Source organism: Kribbella sp. VKM Ac-2566, from assembly GCF_004366005.1.
Taxonomy (GTDB): domain Bacteria; phylum Actinomycetota; class Actinomycetes; order Propionibacteriales; family Kribbellaceae; genus Kribbella; species Kribbella pratensis.
Genome location: NZ_SODT01000008.1, coordinates 1060729 through 1083133, shown reverse-complemented (window position 1 = coordinate 1083133; position 22405 = coordinate 1060729). Strand labels below are relative to the sequence as shown.

General features: G+C 68.0%; 22 protein-coding genes. 10 read left to right on the top strand and 12 right to left on the bottom strand.

The features are described 5' to 3' along the window. Entirely contained in the window at window positions 1-1296 is a 1296-nt protein-coding gene (locus tag EV647_RS08060; RefSeq protein WP_166680245.1) for an ABC transporter substrate-binding protein, read from the bottom strand. A 190-nt stretch (window positions 1297-1486) separates the two neighbouring features. On the opposite strand from EV647_RS08060, the gene EV647_RS08055 reads away from it, so the two are divergent. The 4 genes from EV647_RS08055 to EV647_RS08040 are packed head-to-tail and all read left to right on the top strand — an operon-like array spanning window position 1487 to window position 5626. Next, window positions 1487-2368: a carbohydrate ABC transporter permease gene (locus tag EV647_RS08055; RefSeq protein ID WP_134000561.1), complete on the top strand. Its 882-nt coding sequence runs from the start codon at window positions 1487-1489 to the stop codon at window positions 2366-2368. Continuing rightward, complete coding sequence (locus tag EV647_RS08050) at window positions 2368-3216, top strand: carbohydrate ABC transporter permease (RefSeq protein ID WP_134000559.1); 849 nt, start codon at window positions 2368-2370, stop codon at window positions 3214-3216. Before EV647_RS08055 ends, EV647_RS08050 begins: the two co-directional genes overlap by 1 nt. Window positions 3217-3266: 50 nt before the next feature. Continuing rightward, complete coding sequence (locus tag EV647_RS08045) at window positions 3267-4802, top strand: hypothetical protein (protein WP_134000557.1); 1536 nt, start codon at window positions 3267-3269, stop codon at window positions 4800-4802. Beyond that, window positions 4799-5626 (top strand): fumarylacetoacetate hydrolase family protein, encoded by an 828-nt coding sequence (locus tag EV647_RS08040; protein ID WP_134000555.1) that lies wholly within the window; start codon window positions 4799-4801, stop codon window positions 5624-5626. Before EV647_RS08045 ends, EV647_RS08040 begins: the two co-directional genes overlap by 4 nt. Here EV647_RS08040 and EV647_RS08035 read toward each other — a convergent pair. Beyond that, window positions 5623-6474, bottom strand: a complete 852-nt coding sequence (locus tag EV647_RS08035) for an SDR family oxidoreductase (protein ID WP_134000553.1) — start codon at window positions 6472-6474, stop codon at window positions 5623-5625. The genes EV647_RS08040 and EV647_RS08035 overlap by 4 nt on opposite strands. A gap of 120 nt (window positions 6475-6594) precedes the next feature. Here EV647_RS08035 and EV647_RS08030 point away from each other — a divergent pair, with 120 nt between their 5' ends. Beyond that, window positions 6595-7494, top strand: a complete 900-nt coding sequence (locus EV647_RS08030) for an AraC family transcriptional regulator (RefSeq protein WP_134000551.1) — start codon at window positions 6595-6597, stop codon at window positions 7492-7494. On the opposite strand, the gene EV647_RS08025 is transcribed toward EV647_RS08030, so the two are convergent. After that, on the bottom strand, window positions 7481-8506 hold the full coding sequence (locus EV647_RS08025) for a helix-turn-helix transcriptional regulator (protein WP_134000549.1): 1026 nt from the start codon (window positions 8504-8506) through the stop codon (window positions 7481-7483). The two genes, EV647_RS08030 and EV647_RS08025, sit on opposite strands and share 14 nt — an antisense overlap. 122 nt (window positions 8507-8628) lie before the next feature. Here EV647_RS08025 and EV647_RS08020 point away from each other — a divergent pair, with 122 nt between their 5' ends. From EV647_RS08020 to EV647_RS08005, 4 genes are all read left to right on the top strand, one after another. Continuing rightward, the gene (locus tag EV647_RS08020; RefSeq protein ID WP_134000547.1) at window positions 8629-9066 is read left to right on the top strand and encodes a cupin domain-containing protein; all 438 of its coding nucleotides are present in this window, start codon (window positions 8629-8631) and stop codon (window positions 9064-9066) included. Then, a complete protein-coding gene (locus EV647_RS08015) occupies window positions 9063-9437 on the top strand; it encodes a DUF1304 family protein (RefSeq protein WP_134000545.1) in 375 nt (124 codons plus the stop codon). Before EV647_RS08020 ends, EV647_RS08015 begins: the two co-directional genes overlap by 4 nt. A gap of 127 nt (window positions 9438-9564) precedes the next feature. After that, window positions 9565-11112 (top strand): alkaline phosphatase, encoded by a 1548-nt coding sequence (locus EV647_RS08010; RefSeq protein WP_134000543.1) that lies wholly within the window; start codon window positions 9565-9567, stop codon window positions 11110-11112. 2 nt (window positions 11113-11114) lie between these two features. After that, window positions 11115-12356 (top strand): hypothetical protein, encoded by a 1242-nt coding sequence (locus tag EV647_RS08005; protein WP_134000541.1) that lies wholly within the window; start codon window positions 11115-11117, stop codon window positions 12354-12356. Between the two features lies 1 nt (window position 12357). Here EV647_RS08005 and EV647_RS08000 read toward each other — a convergent pair whose 3' ends face one another. Both EV647_RS08000 and EV647_RS07995 read right to left on the bottom strand, forming a co-directional pair. Beyond that, the gene (locus EV647_RS08000; RefSeq protein WP_134000539.1) at window positions 12358-12960 is read right to left on the bottom strand and encodes an anti-sigma factor; all 603 of its coding nucleotides are present in this window, start codon (window positions 12958-12960) and stop codon (window positions 12358-12360) included. Then, on the bottom strand, window positions 12957-13457 hold the full coding sequence (locus tag EV647_RS07995) for a sigma-70 family RNA polymerase sigma factor (protein WP_134000537.1): 501 nt from the start codon (window positions 13455-13457) through the stop codon (window positions 12957-12959). Before EV647_RS07995 ends, EV647_RS08000 begins: the two co-directional genes overlap by 4 nt. An 87-nt stretch (window positions 13458-13544) precedes the next feature. Between EV647_RS07995 and EV647_RS07990 the strand changes: the two genes are divergently transcribed. Continuing rightward, window positions 13545-14048, top strand: a complete 504-nt coding sequence (locus EV647_RS07990; RefSeq protein WP_134000535.1) for a hypothetical protein — start codon at window positions 13545-13547, stop codon at window positions 14046-14048. Here EV647_RS07990 and EV647_RS07985 read toward each other — a convergent pair. The 7 genes from EV647_RS07985 to EV647_RS07955 all read right to left on the bottom strand — a co-directional run bounded on the left by EV647_RS07985 (window position 14042) and on the right by EV647_RS07955 (window position 22371). Then, window positions 14042-16078 (bottom strand): beta-galactosidase, encoded by a 2037-nt coding sequence (locus EV647_RS07985; protein ID WP_134000532.1) that lies wholly within the window; start codon window positions 16076-16078, stop codon window positions 14042-14044. The genes EV647_RS07990 and EV647_RS07985 overlap by 7 nt on opposite strands. Window positions 16079-16117: 39 nt before the next feature. Then, a complete protein-coding gene (locus EV647_RS07980) occupies window positions 16118-16969 on the bottom strand; it encodes a carbohydrate ABC transporter permease (protein ID WP_202876072.1) in 852 nt (283 codons plus the stop codon). Further along, entirely contained in the window at window positions 16966-17907 is a 942-nt protein-coding gene (locus tag EV647_RS07975) for a carbohydrate ABC transporter permease (RefSeq protein WP_134000530.1), read from the bottom strand. The genes EV647_RS07980 and EV647_RS07975 overlap by 4 nt, the downstream gene beginning before the upstream one ends. Then, complete coding sequence (locus EV647_RS07970; RefSeq protein ID WP_202876071.1) at window positions 17904-19286, bottom strand: ABC transporter substrate-binding protein; 1383 nt, start codon at window positions 19284-19286, stop codon at window positions 17904-17906. Before EV647_RS07970 ends, EV647_RS07975 begins: the two co-directional genes overlap by 4 nt. Before the next feature lie 93 nt (window positions 19287-19379). Then, window positions 19380-20435 (bottom strand): LacI family DNA-binding transcriptional regulator, encoded by a 1056-nt coding sequence (locus EV647_RS07965; RefSeq protein WP_134000528.1) that lies wholly within the window; start codon window positions 20433-20435, stop codon window positions 19380-19382. A 98-nt stretch (window positions 20436-20533) separates the two neighbouring features. Then, window positions 20534-21067: a YbhB/YbcL family Raf kinase inhibitor-like protein gene (locus EV647_RS07960; RefSeq protein ID WP_134000526.1), complete on the bottom strand. Its 534-nt coding sequence runs from the start codon at window positions 21065-21067 to the stop codon at window positions 20534-20536. A gap of 20 nt (window positions 21068-21087) precedes the next feature. Next, window positions 21088-22371: a phosphodiester glycosidase family protein gene (locus tag EV647_RS07955; RefSeq protein WP_134000524.1), complete on the bottom strand. Its 1284-nt coding sequence runs from the start codon at window positions 22369-22371 to the stop codon at window positions 21088-21090. Window positions 22372-22405: the final 34 nt, after the last annotated feature.

Genomic DNA, 22405 nt, shown 5'->3' with positions numbered 1-22405 from the left:
CTACTTGCCCTTCGCCAGTGTGTCGTTCCATGCCTTCTCGGCGTCGTCCAGGGCCTGCTTCGCCGACTTGGTCCCGGACATGAACGCCCGCACCTGGTCGTCGAACAGCTGCCGCAGCTGCTCGTCGTTGCCCGACCCCATCGACGCGTCGATGCTCTGCTTGAAGGTGTCGACCAGGATCTTCCGCGCCTGATCAGCCGGCGTGGTGCCGGAGATCTCGGTGAAGAACGGGTCCTCGAGCGCCTTCACCGAGGACGGGTAGATCGGCACCAGCTTGCACAGCGCGAGCTGCTGCTCGGGCGCGGCGACGTACTTGAGCCAGGCTGCCGCGGCGGCCTGGTTGTCCGACTTAGCGGGGATCCCCATCACCTGCTGGCCCGGCATGTAGAACTTGCCGTCGGCACCGGTCACCGGCGGGCCGACCGTGATCGAGGAGTAGACCGCGGGCGCGTTCTTCTCGACGTTCAGCAGCGAGCTGGACACGGCGGCCGGGTTGAACGCGATGCCCTTGTTCTCCAGCGACTGCGGCATGTCCCGCGGGTTCTCGCTGAGGCTTCCGGGGGCGATCGCGCCCGAGCTGAAGAGCGGCTTGAACTTCTCCAGCAGCGCGAGGGTCTCCGGTGTGTTGAACGCGGCCGTCTTGCCGTCCTCCGAGAGCAGCGGGATGCCGTTCGCCTGCACGACGCTGGAGTACGCCATGAAGTTGGTCGCCGACTTGCCGGTCGCGTCGTGGTACGTCTTCGCGAGCGTGAGCGCGTCGTCGTACGTCTTCGGTGGCTTGGCCGGATCGAAACCCGCCTTGGCCAGCAGATCCTTGTTGTAGAACGCCAGTGACGTGCCGCCGTTGTACCACGGGATCGCGATGCGCTTGCCGTCGACAACCAACGGCTCGGCCAGGTTCGGCAGGTACGCGGCGACGTCGTCGGCGCTGAACAGCGAGCTCAGGTCGGCCATCGAGCCGGCGAACAGGCCGGTGGTCGCGGAGGTGAAGTTGACGACGTCCGGCACCTTGCCGCTGGCGATCGCCGCCAGCAGCTTGGTGGTGATGTCGGCACCCGGTACGTCGACCCACTTGATCGAGACCTTCGGGTGCTCCTTCTGGTAGGCGTCGATCCACTTCTGGATGTCCGGCCCGTAGTTCTTCTGCAGGTTGATCGTCCACCACTCGACGTCACCGGAGTAGGCGTCGCCGGACTGTTTCTGGTCGTCACCGCCGCCCGCGGGACTGCCGGACACACAGCCGGTGAGTGCGAGGACGAGCGTGGCGACAACGGCGGTGAGTCGGAGTCGGGCCATCATTGGCTCCTCATAGGGGAATGTCCTAAACCTGGCTTACAGACATCAGAGTGTTCGCCATCTGTTCGCACGAGTCAACGGAAGATGCCGGAAATTTTCTGGAGTTACCGCTTCCGGGCCGCTGCGTTCTGCGTTACGGTTCCCGTCAGCTTGGTATCTGAAATCCGGGTTTCAGACACGAGGAGCGGGTATGCCGGGTTTGAAGGGCCGCGTGGTCGGTCAGCACTGGTACACGCCGTACGTGTTCATGCTGCCCGGGCTGCTGTTCTACGCCGCGATGTTCGCGTGGCCGGCCGTGATCGCGATCCAGCTCGCGTTCTCCGACTACGACATCGTGCATCCGGTGCGCTTCTCCGGGCTGGACAACTTCGTCCGGATGGCGCACGACCCGCGGGTCTGGATCGCGCTGCGGAACTCGCTGCTGTTCGTGCTGATGTTCCTGCCGCTGACCGTGGTCGCGCCGCTGTTCCTGGCGATGCTGGTGAACCTCAAGCTGCGCGCGATCCAGGCGTTCCGGATGCTCTACTACCTGCCGGTGATCACGTCGATGGTCGCGGTGGCGGTCGCCTGGCGGTACGTGTTCAACCGCGAGGGCGTCGTGAACTGGGTGCTCGGCCTGTTCGGCGCCGGACCGACCGACTTCCTGCTCGACCGGCACTGGGCGCTGCCCACGGTCGTGCTGCTGGAGGCGTGGAAGAACGCCGGTCTGTTCATGATGATCTACCTGGCCGGGTTGCAGTCCGTCCCCTCGGACCAGATCGAGGCGGCGACGATCGACGGTGCGAACGCGTGGCAGCGGCTGCTGAACGTCGTCGTACCGTCGCTGCGGCCGACGTTCGCGGTGACGCTCGTGCTCAGCATGCTCGAGGCGATGCGGGCCTTCGAGTCGGTGTACGTGCTGACCCGGGGCGGGCCGCTCGACGCCACTCTCACCCTCGGCTACTACATCTGGTCGAAAGCCTTCGAGGACTACGACATGGGCTACGCGAGCGCCGTCGGCCTGCTGCTGTGGGCGATCATGATCGTCCTGGCCGGCTTCAACCTGTTGGTGACCCGGCGGAGGGACATCTGATGGCCAGGCGGCTTTACCGGCGTACGCCGAGGCTCAACGCGCGCCGGATCGGGCTGTATCTGCTGCTGATCGCCGTCGCCGCGTTGTTCATCGGGCCGTTCCTGATCCTGCTCAGCGCCGCGACCAAGCCCGCCGGCCAGGACGTGTTCGGGTTCCCGCCCGACCTGATCCCGCGGCCGCCGGTGGCCGAATGGTTCCGCGAGGCGTGGACGACGATCCCGTACGCGCGGTTCCTGGTGAACTCGGTGATCTACGTCGGCATCACGGTCCCGGTGTACCTCGTGGTGTCCGCGCTGACGGCGTACCCGCTGGCCAGGATCGCGTTCCGCGGTCGCGGCGTGTTCTTCATGCTGTTCCTGTCGATCATGTTCCTGCCCGGCGAACTGATGCTGATCCCGCGGTTCCTGGTGATGAGCGAGCTCGGGCTGACCGACACGTTCGCCGCGGTGATCCTGCCCGCGATCCTGTCGTCGCTCGGCATCTTCCTGCTCCGCCAGGCGTTCTCGCAGATCCCGGACGAGATCGTCGAGGCCGCCCGCGTCGACGGTGCGAACGAGTTCGCGATCTTCTGGCGGATCTGCGTGCCGATCGTGGCGCCGACGCTCGCCGTACTGGCGATCCTCGGATTCGTGTCGGTGTGGAACAGCTTCATCTGGCCGCTGGTGGTGCTGACCAGCCAGTCCAAGTTCCCGATCGCGCTCGGGATCGCCTACCTGAGCGGCGTCTCCGGCACCGACGTCCGCGGTCTCGCCGCCGGCACCGTGATCTCGCTGGTCCCGGTCGTCGTCGTCTTTCTCCTGCTCCAGAAACGCATCCTCAACAGCATGGGCGGCGCCGTCAAAGGCTGACCCGCCCTCCCGCCCAACCCCCGCCCACCCCCAATTCTTGTGAGGCACCGATGCACCCTGAGCTCAGCCGCCGCACGCTCCTACTCACCACCGCCGCCGGCGGGGTCGCAGCCTGGGCCGGTCTCCCGGCTCTGTCGGCTCTGTCAGCACCCACAGCCGATCCACTCGTCTACGACTCTCCGGCCGCGTTCGACGCAGCGCAGGCCGGCTATCTCGCGTCCAACGCCCAGGACAACGAGGCCGGTCTGTACGCCTGGGGTGAGTCCTACTTCCTGCTGGGCCTGCTGCGGATGTACGAGGCCTACCAGGACGAGCGCTACCTGCGCACGTTCGAGGACCGCGCCAGGCACCTGATGAAAACCACCGACCACGCCAGGCGCGTCGAGGATTACACCGGCCGGGCCGGAAAGGTCTGGCGCACAGCCGGCAACTACACCGCCGGCCACGGCGTGCTCCCCGACGCCACCGGCGCTCCGGCGATTCAGCTCCGCTGGGCCGGGATCAGATCGGCCGAGTCGACCGCCGAGGTGCTGAACGTTGCCGACGGCACCTTCGACCTCGTGCTCCGCAACCCCGCCACGACCACCGTCGTCACGCTGCCCGCCGTCAGCCTCGATCCGGCGTCACCGACGTACGTCGTGACAGCGGTCAACAACGCCTACAACGCATCGCTGCGCTGGACCGCCGTCGATCTGCGGACGGCTCCCGCGGCCGCGCCCGCACCGGCGGCGACCACGATCGCGTTCAAGTCGCAGTACTACGTCTTCGCTGTGCACACCGGCATGATCACGTTCCCGTTGGCCCGCTACGCCCGGATGGTGCTGCAGTCGCCGAAGCTCCGGCGCGGCGAGCGGCAGGAGTTCGCGAGGGAGGTTCTGGATGCGGCGACCGCGGCGGTCGCGTTCCATGACCCGGAGTGGGTGTCGCGTGCGGACGGCACGGGTGACTACGTGTGGCCGAAGGGCGCGCCGATCCCGTTCGACGGGACCATCCAGCCGTACAACCAGAGCCAGGGCATCGGCCAGGTGCTGGTCGAGCTGTTCCGCGTGACCAGGCAGCCGCGCTACCGGACCCGGGTCCTGCAGATGTTGAAGGCGTACGAGCCCGCGCTGCGACTCGTTGGCGACGCCTACGTCTGGACCTATTGGCCGCCGTACAGCCAGCTGTACGCCGGGTACACGAAGACCGCAGGGATCTCGGAGTACACGCCGTCGTACCCGGCCTCTAAGCAGATCGAGGACCTGAGCCACGCCGCGATCAGCACCGAGTTCGTGCATGCGGCGTACGACGCGGGGATCGTGGGCGGACCCGCCACGGACATCCAGCGTTTCACGAAGACGTTCACACAGAAGCTGATCCGGTCCGCGACCGAGGTCTGGTACCGGGTCGACGGGACGGGCGTCGCGGTGCCGGCGAATGCGGTGCAGTGTGCCCGCTGGGGTGCGTACGCCGAGCAGGATCTGCTGGTCTATCAGCAGTCATTGCGCGTGTACGACGCCGTACAACTCGTGCCTGTGCAAGGCTCGCACGCCTTGGGTATCGCGTACCTGAACTGGGCGAAGAACTCTGGTTGGAGGAACAAGTGAGACTGCTCCGGATCCACACCGACGACGGACTGCGCGACGCCGTACTCGCCGACGACGGCCGGGTGGCGACGTTGCCTGGTACGTCGGAGGCGTTCGACCCGGACCGTTGGCGTGAACGGGCCGCCGCGGCCACCGGCCCGGCGGTGGAGTTCGAGGCGGCGCGACTGGCCGCACCGCTCAGCCCCGGGAAGGTCGTGTGCGTCGGACTGAACTACGCCGACCACGCGGCCGAGGGCGGGCAGCAGGCGCCGGCCGAGCCGATCCTTTTCATGAAGGCGCCGGACACCGTGGTCGGCGCGCATGACGACGTGGTGATTCCGCGCGGCGGCGAGAAGACCGACTGGGAGGTCGAGCTGGGCGTGGTGATCGGGCGTACGGCGTCGTACCTCGCCGACGAGGCAGCGGCGATGGAGCATGTCGCCGGGTATGTGCTGGTGAACGACGTGTCCGAGCGGCACTTCCAGCTCGAGCGCGGCGGGCAGTGGGACAAGGGCAAGAACTCGGCGACGTTCTGCCCGCTCGGCCCGTGGATCCTGACCGCGGACGAGGTGCCGGATCCGCAGGCGATCAAGCTCGGGCTGGACGTGAACGGCGAGGCGCTGCAGGACAGTTCGACGGCCGAGATGATCTTCGGCGTCGCGCACCTGGTGCACTACATCTCGCAGTTCATGACGCTCTACCCGGGCGACGTGATCAGCACCGGCACGCCGGCCGGCGTAGGTGCGGGACAGAAACCACCCCGGTACCTACGCGCGGGCGACGTACTACGGGTCTGGGCGGATGGCCTGGGCGAGCAGCACAACCAGCTCGTCGCGGCTCCTTAGGCGTTCAAAGCGGCGGCGATCGTGTCCGCGATCGGGGTGGTGGGGCGGCCGATGAGGCGGGAAAGGTCGGATCCGCGGCCGGCCAGCAGGCCGCGCTTGATGGCGTCGTCGACGCCGACGAGGACGGGGACGAACGGCGCCGGGATTCCGGCAGCTGTCAGCACCTGGGTGAGATCCTCGGGGGAGAGGTTGTTGTAGGCAACGTTCTGACCGGACTGCTTCGACAGCTCGGCGGCGTAGTCGGTCAGTGTCCAGGTCGTGTCGCCGTTCAGCTCGTACGCCTTCTTCTCGTGCCCTTCGCCGGTCAGTACGACGGCAGCCGCCGCCGCGTAGTCCCGCCGCGCGGCCGACGCGATCCGCCCGTCACCCGCGCTCCCGACGACCCCGTTCACCAGCTGTACGGCGATCTGGTCCGTGTAGACCTCGCTGTACCAGCCGTTGCGCAGGAACGTGTACGGCAGCCCGGAATCGAGGATCGCCTGCTCGGTGGCGATGTGGTCGGCGGCCAGCTCGAAGTCCGCGTCAGGTCCGCCGAGCACGCTGGTGTACGCGATCCGCGCGACCCCGGCGTTCATGGCGGCCGTGATGACGGCCTGGTGCTGTTCGAGGCGGTTCGGGTCGAGGCCCGAGATCAGCAGCACTGTGTCATCAGCGCCGAAGGCCTTCGCGAGCGCGTCCGGGTCGTTGTAGTCGGCGACCCGGACCTCGACGCCGCGGTCCGCGATCGGGGCCGCCTTCGCGGCGTTGCGTACGACCGCGACGACCTCATCGGCGGGGACCCGCTGCAGCAGCTCGTCGATGACGAGCGTGCCCAGGTGCCCGGTGGCGGCGGTGACGACGATGCTCATTGATACTCCTAGTCGTTGGGTTCTGTCACCGACAGTAGGCCGCTGTGGCGAGCGGATCTATGTCCATTGAGCGCAGCTTTATATCCGATCGTCTTGATTGGTGCGCGTATGATGCCAGGTATGGATGTGCTTGCCGATGTCGTCGCCGCGATGAGGACCGGCCCGGCCACGTCCGGGCGCACCGACGTCCGGGGGCCGTGGGGACTGCGCTTCGTGCACTCGTTCGGCGCCACCTTCCACCTTGTCCTGCAAGGTACTGCGTGGTTGCTGCCGCCGGACGGCGACCCGATCCCGCTCGGCCCGGGTGACGCGGTCCTGCTGCCGCGCGGCGTCGAGCATGCGATCGCGGACCATCCCGATTCGCCGCTGGTCGACTTCGACCCGTCGGTCGAGGAGCCGCCGCAGGGTCAGGGCGCGCGGTCGTTGCTGCTGTGCGGCACCTACCGGCTGGACCGGGAGCGCCCGCACCCGGTGCTGAGCAGGCTGCCCGACGTGGTCGTCGTACCGGCGAACCCCGGCCGCCACCGGTCGTTGCATACGGCCATCAGCATCCTGGGCGAGGAGCTCGACGCGCAGCGGCCCGGCGCGGCCGCGGTCGTGCCGGCGCTGGTGGATGCGCTTCTCGTGCTGATCTTGCGGGCCTGGTTCGAGGACAGCGACTGCCCGGCGGATCGGGGCTGGTCGCGGGCGCTGACCGATCCCGCGGTCGTGCAGTCGCTGGAGCTCCTCCACGAGCGGCCGGGCGCCGCGTGGACGGTCGCCGACCTGGCCTCCGAGGTCGGGTTGTCGCGGGCTGCCTTCGCGCGGCGGTTCACAGAGGCGGTCGGGGAGCCGCCGCTGACATACCTGTCCCGTTGGCGGATGACGACCGCGGCGCGGCTGCTGCGGGACTGTGATCGCCCGATCGCCACGGTGGCGAAGGAGATCGGCTACACGTCGGAGTTCGCGTTCGCAAAGGCGTTCAAGCGCGACTTCGGCGTACCGCCGGGGACGTATCGCAAGCAGCTCATCCCGGCCTGAGCGTCGCCACCAGTTCGCCACGGCTCCGGACGCCGACCTTGGCGAACGCCGACTTCAGGTGGTCCTGGATCGTGTGCGGCGAGATCGACAACCGGTCGGCGATCGCGCCGGTGGTGTGCCCGGAGATGATCTCCAGACAGATCTCCCGCTCGCGCGTGGTCAGGCCGTACGCCGCGAGCAGCATGCCGACCAGGTGCTGACCCGAGGCAGGCTCGATCGTCACCACCACCTCGTCCTCGCTGTCACCCAGCAGCCGGCTGCCCTGCATCAGCACCCACTCGCCGGCGGCGGTCTGCACCCGCGCCTGGAAGGTGCCGGAGGCTCGGGTGCCCGTGACGACGGCCCGGAGCAGTACGTCGAAGCGTCCCGGCGCGATGTCGTCCAGCTCGTCCTGCCAGATCTGGGCGGCTGCGGTGATCGCCCGCGGCGCGCCGGTCGGTCCGGTGACGACGATCGACGGGCCGACCCCTCCGCGGTACCCGTGTGCGTCCGTCCGTACGGCGACCCGCGTCGCAGCGCCGATGATCGGCGCCACCGACCCGAGGAACTCCACCTCCCGGTCACTGAAGTCGGGACCGCTGCGGACGAACCCGGCCGCGCCCCAACAGTCCCCGTCGACGACGAACGTCGTCCGGACCTCGTGCTCGATCCCGAGCGGCCGCCACACCTCGTTCAGCCGTCGGTGTCCGACCACCTCGCGGTACGGCAGGTCCGACAAGCGTGCGACCTGGTGTGACGTGCGGGCCAGTTCGGCGAACGAGTTCGGCACGGTTCCGGCGTACTCCGTCTCCGCCAGCCGCGGCTCGTACTCGGCTGGGATGCGGGCCGCGCCGCTCGTCATCGAGCTGATCACCAGCGTGCCCGGGTCCATGCCGGCCCAGCAGGTGAGCTCGCTGCCGACGACCTGTTCGACCACCTCGATCGCGGCCGCGTGCAGTTCCGCGACGCCCATCCCCGAGGTCGCCAGTGCCGCGATGTCCCGGCGCGCGGCCCGCGCCCGCCCCTCCCACATGCGCTCAGTATGCGCCGACGTACCCCGGCCGCCTATCCCCGAAATGTGGGGATTCGGGTGGCTGCGACGAGCACAGCCGCACGGGATACCTCCGCCGTACGCCGCTTCCTACCGTCGCAGTCATGAACGAAACAGTGCATCTGAGCAATGCGGGCAGCGGTGTCGAATACGCCGCCCCGGACGCGACCGTGACGGTCAAGATCGGCGCCGAGCACACCGGCGGGCAGTACGAGCTGTTCGAGATCGACGCGCCGCGCGCCGACGCCTCGCCGCCGCACAGCGAGTCGTGGAGCAAGGCGTTCTACGTCCTGCAGGGACGGATCCTCGTCCAGGCAGGGGACCAGGGCTACGACCTCGGACCTGGCGCCTCGATCAGCATCCCGGCCGGCACCGTGAACACGTTCTCGGTGCTGACGCCGTCGGCGAAGTTCCTCGCTGTCAGTCAGACCGGGCGGATGGGCGCGTTCTTCGCGGACCTGGCCGGCGCCGATCCGGCCGACTACGCCGCGCTGGGTGAGATCACGAGCCGGCACGGCGTCAGCCTGGGGGCTGCGTCATGAGGACGGCGGCGCAGATCCTCGCGATCGCCATCGCGGTCATGCTGGCGTGGGTCTGGCTGATGGAGTCGTTCTTCTACCGCCATCCGCGGCTGTATCCGCTGTTCCTGCTGGAGCGCCGGGACTTCGACGCGGTCAGGTTGTGGATCGTGAACCTCGGGTTCTACAACTTCACGACCGCTGTCGCGCTGGCGCTCGGCGTCGTCCTCGCCCGGACCGGGCATGTGCCGCAGGGTGAGGCGCTGGTCGCTTTCACCGCAGCGCAGCACATCTTCCTGGCGCTCGTCCTGCTCGCAACGGAGCGGCGACTCTGGTTGAACACGTTGCTGGAGGGCGTTCCGGCCGCCGTACTGCTGCTGCTCGTTCTGCTGTAGGAAATTTACCAATTCTGCGCAATCATGGGCACGGAGCACCGCACACACTCAAGGTTCCCGAATGGTCACCCGCAGTTCGACCGATCCGGGGGCCTACCGCCCTGAGTACCCGTGAAGGTGAGGCCTCATGAGCCCAATCAGTCGCAGGACCCTTGTTCTCGGCGGACTCGCCGCAGCTGGGGCCGGCGCCCTCCCGGCTGCCGCCCAGTCGTCCGTGATCACCGCCACCGCCGCCGTCCCGTACCCGTTCCAGCTCGGCATCGCGTCCGGTGAGCCCGACGCCAACAGCGTCGTGCTCTGGACCCGTCTGGCACCTTCGCCGCTGAATGGCGACGGCCAAGGCGGCATGGCGAACGCCGATGTCGCCGTTGACTGGCAGGTGTCGACCACCGACACCTTCAGCACGCTGGTCGCGTCCGGCACGGTGACCGCGAAGTACGCCTCCGCCCACTCGGTGCATGTCATCGCAGGCGGCCTCAGCCCGGACGCGGACTACTTCTACCGCTTCCGCGCGCAGGGCCACCTGTCACCCGTCGGCCGCACCCGGACCGCTCCGGCTGTGGGCACCAACGGGCGAGACCTGGTGATGGCCTTCACCTCCTGTGCGCATTACGAGGAGGGCTACTACACGGTCTACCGGCGCATGGCCGAGGAGAACCCGGGCCTCATCCTCTTCCTGGGTGACTACATCTACGAGTACGGCGCCACCACCGGAAGGCCTCGCCTGCACGCGGGTGCGAGCGAGATCGTGTCGCTCGCGGACTACCGTCGCCGGTACGCGCAGTACAAGTCGGACCCCGACCTGCAGGCAGCGCATGCGGTCGCGCCGTGGCTCGTCGTACCGGACGACCACGAGGTGGAGAACAACTACGCCAACATGGTGCGAGCGGACAGTACGCCGTCTCTGACGACAGCGCAGTGGACCGCTCGCCGGACTGCGGCGTACCAGGCGTACTACGAGAACATGCCGCTGCGGCCCGCCCAGGCGAACAGCGGCAACTCGATCCCGCTCTACCGCCGGCTGCGGTGGGGGAGTCTCGCGACGTTCCACATGCTCGACACACGGCAGTACCGCAACGACCAGGCCTGTGGCGACGGCTGGAAGGTGTGCTCCGACGCTGACCTCGCCAGCCGCAGTCTGCCGGGCAACACCCAGGAGACCTGGCTGCTCGACGGTCTCAACCAGCACTACGGCACGTGGGACATCCTTGGACAGCAGGTGTTCTTCGCTCGCCGGTTCGACTCGGCCGGTGCGGGGAGCATGGACTCGTGGGACGGCTACCGCGCCTCGCGGGCCCGCATCCAGCAGGGCTGGATCGACCGCGGAACCCGCAACCCGGTCGTCCTGACCGGTGACGTCCATCGCGCGTGGGCCAGCGATCTGAAAGCCGACTACAGCAACGCGAACTCGGCGGTCATCGGGTCCGAGTTGGTGACGAGCTCGGTCACCTCGAGTGGCGACGGCGACGGGGCAACCACGATCCCGAACCTCGCGGAGAATCCGTGGCTGCGGTTCTACCAGAACCGTCGCGGCTACGTCCGGACGACGATCAGCCCGACCCAGCTGCGGGCCGATTTCCGTGCTGTCGCGAAGGTTTCGGAGCACGGCGCCGCCGTGAGTACGGCGAAATCGTTCGTCATCCAAGAGGGTCAACCCGGACTGCAGGCGGTGTGACGATGAAGAAGACGCTTGCTGTTACAGCGATTGCGGCGACGGTGCTGACCCTCACCGCGACCACCGCCGAGGCGCACATTGCTGCTCCCACCTGGGTGGCGGCGAACAGTGTCTCCACCGGCGATCAGGATGCAGCCTCCGTTGCGATCAACCGCAACGGGTACGTCGCGGTGGCGTGGGAGGACGACCGCGACACCGACAACGCGACCGACAACGTGCACAGCGAGATCTACCTGCGGCTCTTCCGCAACGGCACTGCGGTGTACGAGACGAAGCTGTCCGCGGGCGGAAGTAGCGGTGTGACGAACTGGCGGCACCTGCACCCGGACGTCGGCCTGGACGACAAGGGCAACGCCGTCGTGGTGTGGCAGGACGACCCGGACGGCAACGGGTACTACAACATCCCGTACCGCGTCGTGAACACCGCCGGTACCGTCACAGCGTCCGGCAACTCCAACAGCAGCTCCACCGGCCAGCAGATCAACCCGCGAGTCGCTGTCGACCCGGACGGCGCACCGTCCGGTGCTGCAGTCGCATTCACCGTGGCGTGGGAAGACATCCAGACCGGTACGCCGGCAACAGTGAAGGCGGCCGGCTTCACCGGACCGACCACACGCGCCTGGGAGGTGACCGCCTCGCAGACCACCGGTCAGCACCACAACCCGGATGTGGCCGTGTCGGCGTCAGGTGACGCGGTCGTCGTGTGGGACGAGGACGGCGACGCCAACGGCGACTACAACATCGGACTGATCCGGCTGGGCCGCACGAACGGTGCAGCCACGCTGTCGCGCCGGGTCGCCAACTCGAACACCACAGGTCAGCAGACGCATCCAGCTGCGGCAGCCAACTTCAACGGCGATTTCGCGGTCGCCTGGGAGTCGGCCGGCGCTGTGGCGACGCGTGCGTTCAACACTGCGGGCACTGCTCGGTACGCCGACGTACAGGTCGCGGCTGCTGGTGTGGCACCGTCGATTGGTATCGACGACCAGTCGCAGACGGTCGTGGGCTGGACAGTGGCCGGCGCTGATCCGGACGTGTGGGTACGTGGCTTCGGCACCGACGGCACCGACACAGGTCGGTTGTCGGCGCAGCGGCTGAGCTCCGTGGCCACAGGTAGGCAGGAGCAGATGACGGTCGCGGTGTCGCCGTTCGCCGAAGTAGCGGTCGCCTACACCGACGACAACGACGGAAACACCTACGACCAGGTCTACCTGGGCACGGGAATCTCCAACAACAGTTGGTGAGTCAGCGCGTCGTGGGGGACACCGTGCTCAGTACGGTGTCCCCTGCGTCGACCACTTCGAGGTGGTCGATGTCGCGGAGCGGGATCGACGTACTCGCGGGAACCTGTGCGTGGTAGCTGCCGTTAGCAGCCCACCAGCCGGCTGTCTCTACGGTTCCGTCGCGGCCGTGGACGACGAGCATGCAGTGCTCGTACGGCTTCAGGTCGGTCAGGCGGAGCTGGATGTCCGTGCCCCAGCCACGGCTGACCAGCTTGGCCGTCGTGTCGAGACCGCCAACCCCGTCCGTCGCCGTCCACGTTGCTGACGCCGGCGCGGACAGCAGTCCCCAGCCGGCGACACCAGCCATCGCTGCCGCTGCTGCGGCGGCCAGCACCCACCGCGGCCGCCTCGTCTTGCTCAGCTGAAGCGGTGCGGGCTCCGGCTGCTCCGCTTCGATGTCCTCAACCGGTACGGCGTGCAGCAGCCCAGGCAGATGCGCGAACTGCAGCAACGTCTCGCGGCACGCCGTACAGGTCACGAGGTGCTCCTCGACCGCGAGACGCTCGGTCGCCTCCAGCGCACCGAGCACAAAGGCCCCGATCGACATCGTCTCCGGGCACGTCATGAGCCAGTCACTCCTCGTTCCTCCAGCGCGGCGCGCAACGCGTGCAGTGCGTAGTAGCTGCGCGACTTCACCGTTCCCGGCGGTACACCGAGGACAGCGGCCGCCTCGTTGACGGTGAGCCGGCGGTAGAACAGTTCGACGATCACCTGCCGGTGGTCCTTACTGAGTCCCCGCAGTACGTCGATCACCTGCCAGACCTGCAGCACACGATCGATGTCGTCGCCGAGCGCCGGGAACTCGCGGTCCTCGATCGGCACCTCCGTCGCCCGCGCGGTCTGCCTGCGGCGCCCGGAGATCACCAGGTTGCGGGCGACCGTGAACAGCCAGCGCCCGGCCCGGTCCGGGTCCAGGTCGGCCGCATGCGTCCAGGCGCGCGTCATCGTCTCCTGCACGATGTCCTCGGCGTACTGCCGGTCGCCCACGGAGCGCAGGACATACCCGAACAGCGGCCGCCGGTACTTGTCGTACAGCGCGCGGATCACCGTGTCGTCATCCACACCCAGGGAATACGCGGTACGGCGGTGAAAGGTTCAACTGAACCGCCGGGCCGGATCTCGCGTATCTGTGGGGGAGAGGAGATCTCGATGAAAACCACAATCTTGTTGCTAGGAGCAACGGTGGCGGCGCTCGGCGCGCTCACCGCCTGCGGTGCCGACGCGCAACCTTCCGGTGGTGGCGGCCCCGCGGCGGCCGCCGTCTCGGTGAAGGACGTCAGCGGTGTCGGTCAGACGCTGGTCGACGCCTCCGGGAAGACGCTGTACTTCGCCGACCAGGAAGCCGGCGGCACGATCAAGTGCACCGGCAACTGCCTGAGCTTCTGGATGCCCGCGACCGGCGACGCGCAGGCTGTGAAGGGTTTGGCCACGATCAAACGCTCCGACACCGGCGCGGAGCAGCTCACCTTCCAGGGCAAGCCGCTCTACACGTTCAAACTCGACACCGCCGCCGGCGAGGCCAAGGGCAACAACCTCGCCGACGCGTTCTCCGGCGTCAATTTCACCTGGCACGCCGCGACCACCTCAGCCGCGGCGCCCGCCCAGGCCCCGTCGTCGTCCGACGGCGGCTACGACAACGGCAACGGTTACTGATCCGGCTCGACCAGTACCCGCACGTCCCAGGGGCCGAGGTCCAGCTCGCCGTTGGTCGGCTGGTTCGCGAGTACGTCGTGAGCCGGCCCGGGCAGCTTGAGGTCGACGCTGTCCCACGACCAGTTGTGGACGAACCGGATCCGCCGGCCATCCGCACTGGTCGCGGAGGTGACGGTCACCCCGGCCGGCAGATCGGTCCAGGCCGCGGGTTTGATCCACCGGAACAGCGCCGCGGACAAGGCCGGGTTCGGCACGGTGCCGACGTACGTGATCCGGCCGGAGCCGTGTGCCCGCGAGGTGATCGCCGGCCACCGCCCGAAATGCGGGTCGTCGTAACCCACCAGTACGTCGGCGCCGTCGACGGTGAGCCCATCGATCCAGCGGCTCCCTGCAGCGCCGGTGCCCAGTTCCAGACCGGTGCCGCGTACTGGTACGTCCACGCTGACGTTGCTGAACTCGTCGTACCAGACGCCGGCTGCGGCGGCGAGCTTGGCCGGCTGTACGTCCGTGCGCGCGCGTGCCTCGTGATCGGCATACCCGGTGCGCGGTCCGACGACCAGGTGCCCACCAGCCTCGGCGTACGCGACCAGTTGGTCCAGCAGTTCGGTGTCGGCCAGGTAGAGCGCCGGTACGACGAGAACCGGGGCGTCCTGCACCGAGCCGGTGAACTGGCTCGTGTGCAGGATGCGGACCTGCAGACCGGCGTCGAAAGCCCCACGATAGAAGGCATCGAAGAACCCGTGGTACGAACGCTCGTCCGGGCTGCCGTCCGCGTGCGCGAGCGCCGGGTACTTCTGCATCAGCCACTTGCTCGGCGTCGAGTAGAGCATCGTCACGTCGCTGTCCGGAGTGAGGTCGGCGACGAGTGAGCCGGCGGCCTCGAACTCGGCACCGAGTTGCGTGACCTCCCGGTACATGCGGCCCGGCTGCCCGCTGTGGGGGAGGACTCCGCCCCAGTACGTCTCCGTGCCGAAGTGCAGCGTGTGCCAGTGCCAGTACTCGATCATCTTGGCGCCACGTGACACGAGCGCCCACGCGGCCTGCCGCCACTGGCCGTCGTACGCCGGGCGGTTCTGCCACGGGGCGCCGATCGCCTGGGCGTTGGTCTCGGTGACGAGGAAGGGGCTCTGCTTGGACGAGTACATCCGGTCCGCGCTGAGATAGAGCGCCCAGGTGCCGTTGGTGGTCCAGCCCTGGCTGGCCGACCCGGCGTGCGGGTGCTGCAGTCCGTCCTGCATGGAGTAGTACGGGTTCCCCGCCGTCAGGTCGAGGCGTCGTACCAGCTCGTCGTCGGCGACGGCAGGGCGGTCGTAGGCGATGCAGGTGGTCACAAACTGGTCCGGACGAGCGTACTCGCGGACGATGTCGGCCTGCCAGCCGATGAACTCGGTCGTCTGGTCCGCCTGGAACTGCCGCCACGCGACGTCGTACTGCGGCTGCACGTTGCCGTCCGGCGTCCACAGGTCGGCCCAGTCCGACAGCCGGTGCGACCAGTAGACGAGACCCCACTCGTCGTTCAGCGTCTGCACGTCACCGTACTTGTGCCGCAGGCTGTCCACGAACCGCTGGAACACGCCGTGATTGTGCAGCAACTCGTTGCCCGGCTCGTTGTCGACCTGATAGCCGATGACCGCCGGGTGATCGGCGTACCGTTCCACGATCTTGCGGATCACCCGCTCGGCGTGGAAGCGGAAGCCGGGGTGAGTGAAGTCCACCTCCTGCCGCGCGCCCCACCCGATCCGCTGACCCGTCTTACGCTCCCCGGTGATCTCCGGGTACAGGCGGGCCAGCCACGGCGGGACGGCGTACGTCGGGGTGCCGAGCAGCACCGCGATACCGCGGGAATGCGCGCCGTCGAGAACAGGCTGCAGCCAGTCCAGGTCGAACCGCCCGTTCTCCGGCTCCCATGTCGACCACACCGACTCGCCCACGCGGATCACCGAGAACCGCGCCTCGGCCATCAGGTCGAGATCGAGCTCGAGCCGGTCGTTCGGTTGATATTCGTGGTAGTACGCAGCTCCGAAAAGCACACGTTCGTGCACAGTAGTTTCTCCAAATTTAGAAGGGAATCAGGCTTTGATGCCGCCGGAGGCCAGCCCCGACTGCCAGTACCGCTGCAGCAGCAGGAACGCGGCGATCAGCGGGATCACCGACAGGAACGAACCGGTGATCACCAGGGACAGCACTGCACCGGTCGTCCCGCCGCCGGCACCGGCCTGAGACGACCACTGCGCGAGCCCCACCGTGACCGGGTACAGGTCGGGGTTGTTGAGCATGATGAGCGGCAGGAAGTAGTTGTTCCAGGTCGCGACCAGCGTGAACAGCACCACCGTGACGATGCCCGGGGCAAGCATCCGGGCCGCGACCTGGAAGAAGATGCGGAACTCACCCGCCCCGTCGATCCGCGCGGCCTCGATGATCCCGTCCGGAACCGCGTCCTGGGCATAGATGCGCATCAGGAACAGGCCGAACGGGCTGACCAGTGACGGCAGGATGATCGCCCACGGCGTGTTCACCAGCCCGGCCTTGCTGAACAGCAGGTACGTCGGGATCGCGAGGGCCGTGGTCGGCACCATGATCGCACCGAGCACGAGCCCGGACATCGCGGCGTTCCCCCGGAACCGGTACTTGGCGAAGCCGTACCCGGCGAGCGCACACAGGAACGCCGCCCCGCCCGCGCTGACCACCGAGTAGAAGACGGTGTTGGCCATCCAGCGGGAAAACACCCAGTCGCCGTTCGTCACGGTGGCGCGGATGTTGGACCACAGCGAGAAGTCGTCGGCGAACCACAGGCCGAAGCTCGAGAACAGGTTGCCCACCGTCTTGGTCGAGGCCACGAACAACCAGAACAACGGCAGCAGGAAGTAGATCAGCAACGCCACCATGCAGATGGTCAGCATGTTGCTGTGTCGTGCCCTCATGACCGGCTCCTTCGGGTCGTGACGAACAGAACGGCGTACGACACGACGACGATGACGGCGCCGAGCAGGAACGAGACCGTCGCGGCGTAGTTCACCTCCTGACCCGTGAAGGCCAGGGTGTACCCGTAGAGGTTCGGTGTGTAGCCGCCGTCGATGACGCTGGGCGCGAGCCGCTGCATCAGCTGTGGCTCGCTGAACAGCTGGAAGCTGCCGATGACCGAGAAGATCAGGCAGACCAGCAGGGCCGGCCGGAGCGCCGGGATCTTGATGCTCCACGCCGTCCGGATCGCCCCGGCGCCGTCCACCGCGGCGGCCTCGTACAGGTCGTGCGGTACGGCCCGCAGAGCGGCGTACAGGATGATCATGTTGTAGCCGGTGAACTCCCAGGTGACGATGTTCGCGATGGAGCCGAGCATCCAATCGCTGCTGAGGAACTTCGGTGGCGACAGGCTCAGCTTGTCTGCCAGTTGGGCGAACAGACCGAAGTCCTGGCCGTAGAGGTAGCCCCACATCAAGGTGGCGACCACGGCTGGGACGGCGTACGGCAGGAAGATGCCGAGCCGGAAGCCCTTCGCCACCCGGAGCAGCCCGCTGTCGATGGCCAGCGCCGCGAACAACGCGATCGCGAGCATGATCGGCACCTGGATCAGGAAGAACAGCCCGACCCGGCCGACTCCGTGCAGCAACCGCGGATCCGTGAGCGCCCGGGTGTAGTTGCCGAGCCCGGCGAACACCGTGCCGCCGATCAGCCGCTCCTGGAACAGGCTCAGGTACGCCGCGTACGCGAGCGGCAACACCAGCAGGCCCAGGAAGACCAGCATGAACGGCGCGACGAAGAGGTAGCCCGTGCGGGCGTGGCTCACGCCGCGCGCCCGCCGGCGTACCTCGGCCCGGCTCGGCGCCCGCGCGCCGAGCCGATCGGTCGTGTTGACGCTCATTGCTCGACCTTGAAGCCCTGGTTCTTCGCGTACTTCGTGGTCCGGTCCTGCCACTGGTCGAGGGCGGTGCTGGTATCGCTCTTGTTCGCGAACGACTTACCGACGGTCTCGCCCCAGTCGCTGTAGGCCTGGTCCAGGAACGGCGGCCACTGGAACTTCGTGTCCACGGTGTCGCTGATCCCCGCGAACAGCTTGTTCACCGTCTGGCCACCGTAGAAGGGCAGCGGGCGGTCGACGAACGAGGTGTCGGCCAACAGGGACTTCGTCACCGGGAAGAGGAACTGCTGGGTCGCGAACATCTTCGTCGACTCGGGATCGGTGTTGATGAACTCGGCCAGCTTCGCCGCCGCGATCGGGTTCTTCGTCCCCTGCACCACCGCGGTCGTGGAGCCGCCCCAGTTGCCGGAGACGTTCTTGCCCGCCTCCCATTGCGGGAGCGGCGCCGCGCGCCACTTGCCGCTGGTCGCCTTCGCACTGCCTTCGAGGAAGACCGGGCCCCACGCCGCGGTGATCCAGGTGGCGTACTTGCCGCGGTTCAGCGCCTGGTACCACTGGTCGTTGAAGTCGGCGTCGGTCGAGACCGAGCCGTCCTTGATCAGTCCGCTCCAGTAGTCGGCGACCTTCTTGGATTCCGCACCGTTCAGATCGACCTTGACCGAGTCGGCACCGGTGTTCTCGAACGGCTTCACGCCGGCCTGCCAGAGCAGGCCGAACCACACGCCGGCCTGGCTCTGCGCGAGGTTCGTCAGGTAGACCTTGGGATCCGCGGCGTGCAACTTGCGGGCCGCCGCGGCGAACTCGTCCCACGTCTTGGGTACGGCGATGCCGTACTTGTCGAAGATGTCCTTGCGGTAGAGCATCCCCATCGGTCCGCTGTCCTGCGGGACCGCCCAGACCTCGCCGTTGGAGCCGACCACCTGCTGCCAGGTCCACCCGACGAACTTGTCCTTCAGCGCCTCGGCGCCGTACGGGCGCAGGTCCATCAGGCTCTTGGTGAGCGAGAACGTCGGGATGTACTGGAACTCGATCTGAACGGCGTCCGGGAAGCCGGCCTTGGCTTTCAGAGCCGTGCGCAGCTTGGTGTACTGCGGTCCGCCCTGCCCGGCGTTGACCACCTTCACCTTGATCGCGGGGTACTTCTTCTGGAACAGGTCGACTTCCTTCTGGATGTTCGGCACCCAGGTCCAGAAGGTGAGGTCGGTAGGCGTGGACATGGCCTTGTCGATGTCGGCCTGGCTGACGGTCTTGGCCGCCGCGGGCTGACCGCCGGAGCTGTCACCGCCACCGCCGCAGGCGGCCAGGGCGAGACTGCCGCTCAGGACGAGCGCCGCGGCGAGCGCGACTCGGCGCCGCAGGGATGTGCGTTGGAAACGGAACACGTGGAACAACTCCTTGGGATCTGAGCAAACTTCACCCGGGATCGCGGCCTCGGCCGGCCGGTGCGGACCGCCCCTCAGGGCAGACGTGTCGGTTCAGCGGTGCCGCTCGGGTGGAGCGGCAGTGGAGTGGCGGATGACCAGCCGGAGTGATGGTCGCTCCGGCGCGGGAGACCGGTCGCCGGTGGGCGACTCGATCTCCTTGACGAGGTTGGCGATCCCGCGGGCGACATGGAGGTCGAAGTCCTGCGGGACGGTGGTCAGTGGGGGTGTCAGGAACGCCGCCGTCGGGATGTCGTCGAATCCGACGATGCTGACGTCGCCGGGGACCGATCGGCCGGCCTCGGTCAGCGCGCGCAGCACACCGATGGCCATGTCGTCGTTGGCGACGAAGATCGCGGTGACGTCGTCGTCGGCTGCCAGTTGCTGACCGGCCGCGTAGCCCGAAGCGGGGAGCCAATCACCTTCCAGCACGGGTGGTTCCGGGGCGCCGGCGTCGGCGAGGGCCTGTCGCCAGCCGGCCATCCGTTCCCGGGCGGCCCACCAGCGATGCGGGCCGGCGACGTGCCAGACCGTCCGGTGTCCGAGGCCGAGCAGATGTTCGGTCGCGGCCCGGCCGGCGTCGACGTTGTCGCCGCCGGTGTCCAGGCTCGGCTTCGCGGTGAGACCCGGGAGCCGTCCGAAACTGAGAACCGGGATGTCGACGTCGATCGGCCGGGCGTCGCCGCCCTCGTCGATCGGTTCGGACAAGATGATGCCGTCCACCCCCTGCACCAGCAGGTGCTCGATCGCGTCGGCGACGGTGTCGCCTTCGAGGGTGTTGACGATGCTGACCGAGTAGCCGGTGGTGCGGAGGGTGCGTTCGATCGCCACCAACTGCGTTGCCGGACCGAACAGCGCCGTACCGAGGCAGACGACGCCGATCCGTTGGGTGCGGCCGGAGTTCAGCGCTCGCGCGGCGTCGTTGCGGCGGTATCCGAGCTCCCGCATCGCGGCCTGAACCCGGAGCCGGACCTCCTCCTTGACGTACGGCTCGCCGTTGACGACCCGGGACACGGTCTTCTGCGAGACACCGGCCAGCCGGGCGACGTCCGTACTCCCCGGACGACGGCGCGCCCGACCGTCCTCGGAGCCCGGTTTCGCCACGGTCATGGAGCCTCCACCTCTTGACGTTGTGACTACGCAGTCAGGTTCTGTCTACGTAGTCAGAACGTCAATGGCTCGTTCTATGTGACCTGCATCACGCAAGTTCAGCGGGAGTAGAGGCCGGTGATCCGGCCGCGGGCGATGGTCTTGGCGTCGATCGCCTTCAATGCTTCGTCGAGGCCGGCGCCGTCCAGGAGGCCGGTCGCGCCGGACAACGCGTAGACGGTGAAGCGGTAGTGGTGCGTACCGCTCGGCGGACAGGGGCCGTAGTACCCGGTCTTACCGGCGGAGTTCTTCGCCTGCTTGACGCCCGGCAACACGCCGCCTTCAGCCAGAGAGGCGGCAGCCGCTTCGAGGTCGAGCACGATCCAGTGGGTGAACGTGCCGTGGGGTGCATCGGGGTCGTCGACGACCAGAGCCAACGCTCCGGAGTTCGCCGGGATGTCCTTCCAGGCGAGCGGTGGCGGCACCCCCTCGCCGTCGCAGGTGTACTTGCGCGGGATCGTCTCGCCGTCGCGGAACGCCGGACTGGTCACTGTGATGCTCGAGGGTGCGGTCACGGCAGGCTCCTTCCCGGACCCGGCGCCGCCGCAGGCGGCCGTGCTCATCAGCACAGCCACCAACAGCAGCAGTCGCATGCTTTCAACGTACTACCGGTTCAGCCCTTCGGGACGAAGACGATCGCGTCGCCGACTGCGCGCTCGGCGCCGCCGGTGCTGCTCGGGTGGTTGACGACGGTGCCGTCGCCGAGCGCCATCGCGGTGGAGCCGCCGCCGTCCAGGTTGATGGCGTCGTAGAGGCCGAGTGCCTTGGCTACCGCGGCGGTCTCGTCCATCGTGGTGCCGACGCTCGTGGTCTGGCGGCCGTCGACGGTGGCGAGAACGATCTTGCCGCCGCGCGTGGTCCCGGCGATCGTGCGCGGGTTGCGATCGAAGAAGCTTCCGGTGCCGTCCGGTACGACGATCTCGCCGTTCTTCGTCAACTGGTAGCGACCGGTCACGCCGTACAGGCCGCTGCGCAACGGGACCGTGCGGCCGTTCTCGTCCGACACCGCGAGCTCCGTGCGCAGGCAGCCCTTTGCCAGCTTCAGGAGCGCGACGGTGTCCTGGCCGGTCGCCTGCAATGACGTCTGGCTAGGGCTGAGCGCCGTACCCCGCGTGGTCGACGTACGGACGACGCAACCGCGGCGGTCGAGTACGACCTCGACGCCGGCGCCGGCCGGAGTCGAGGCGGCGAACTCGGGCGTGAACCGGACGACGTCACCCGGCACCGTGCAGGTGGTCTGGTCGGGGAGCGTCGCACACGCGGCCGGGATCACCGGCGGGTGGTTGAGGAACTCGAGTGGCAGCTGAGCGCCGGTGAAGAGATTGCGGACGGCGCCGGTCCAGCGCAGGTGCCCGGTCACCACTCTGTTGCTCTTGGCATCGATCACGAGGTTGGCCTCGGTCGGATCGGCGAGCGGCTCGCTGAGCAGCTTGCCGTCGGAGAGGCCGAGCCCGACCGGGTCGCCCGGGTACTGCGGGTTCGCGGTGAAGGTGAAGAACGACGCGTTCACGCCCGCCAGCGCGCCGGACGACTTCACCAGGTCCGAGGTCTTCTCGACGCGGGCCAGGTCAGGGCCGTACGTCGCCTTCAGGTGGCCGTCGGCCGTCCGGGGGTCGATCGTGAGCACGTTGACGACCCAGGGGCCGCGCGGCGTGGTGTTGATCTGGTCGGCCGGCGCCGGGTCGGTGCCACGGACGATCCGGGTCAGCGTCACGCCGCGCGCCAGCGTGCGGTCGGTCCGGGTCTCGACCAGATCGGCGTCCCCGATCGGCAGGCCCTGCACGGCCGTTTGCAGGCGCACCGGTGCGGCGCCGGCCGTCGACAATCCAGTCGCCAGGACGCCGAACACCGCGGCCGTGCCGAGGGCAGCCTTGAACACTCGAGCGGAAGTAGTCATGCCGCCTATCCTCCGAGCAGGCGGTGGAATCTTT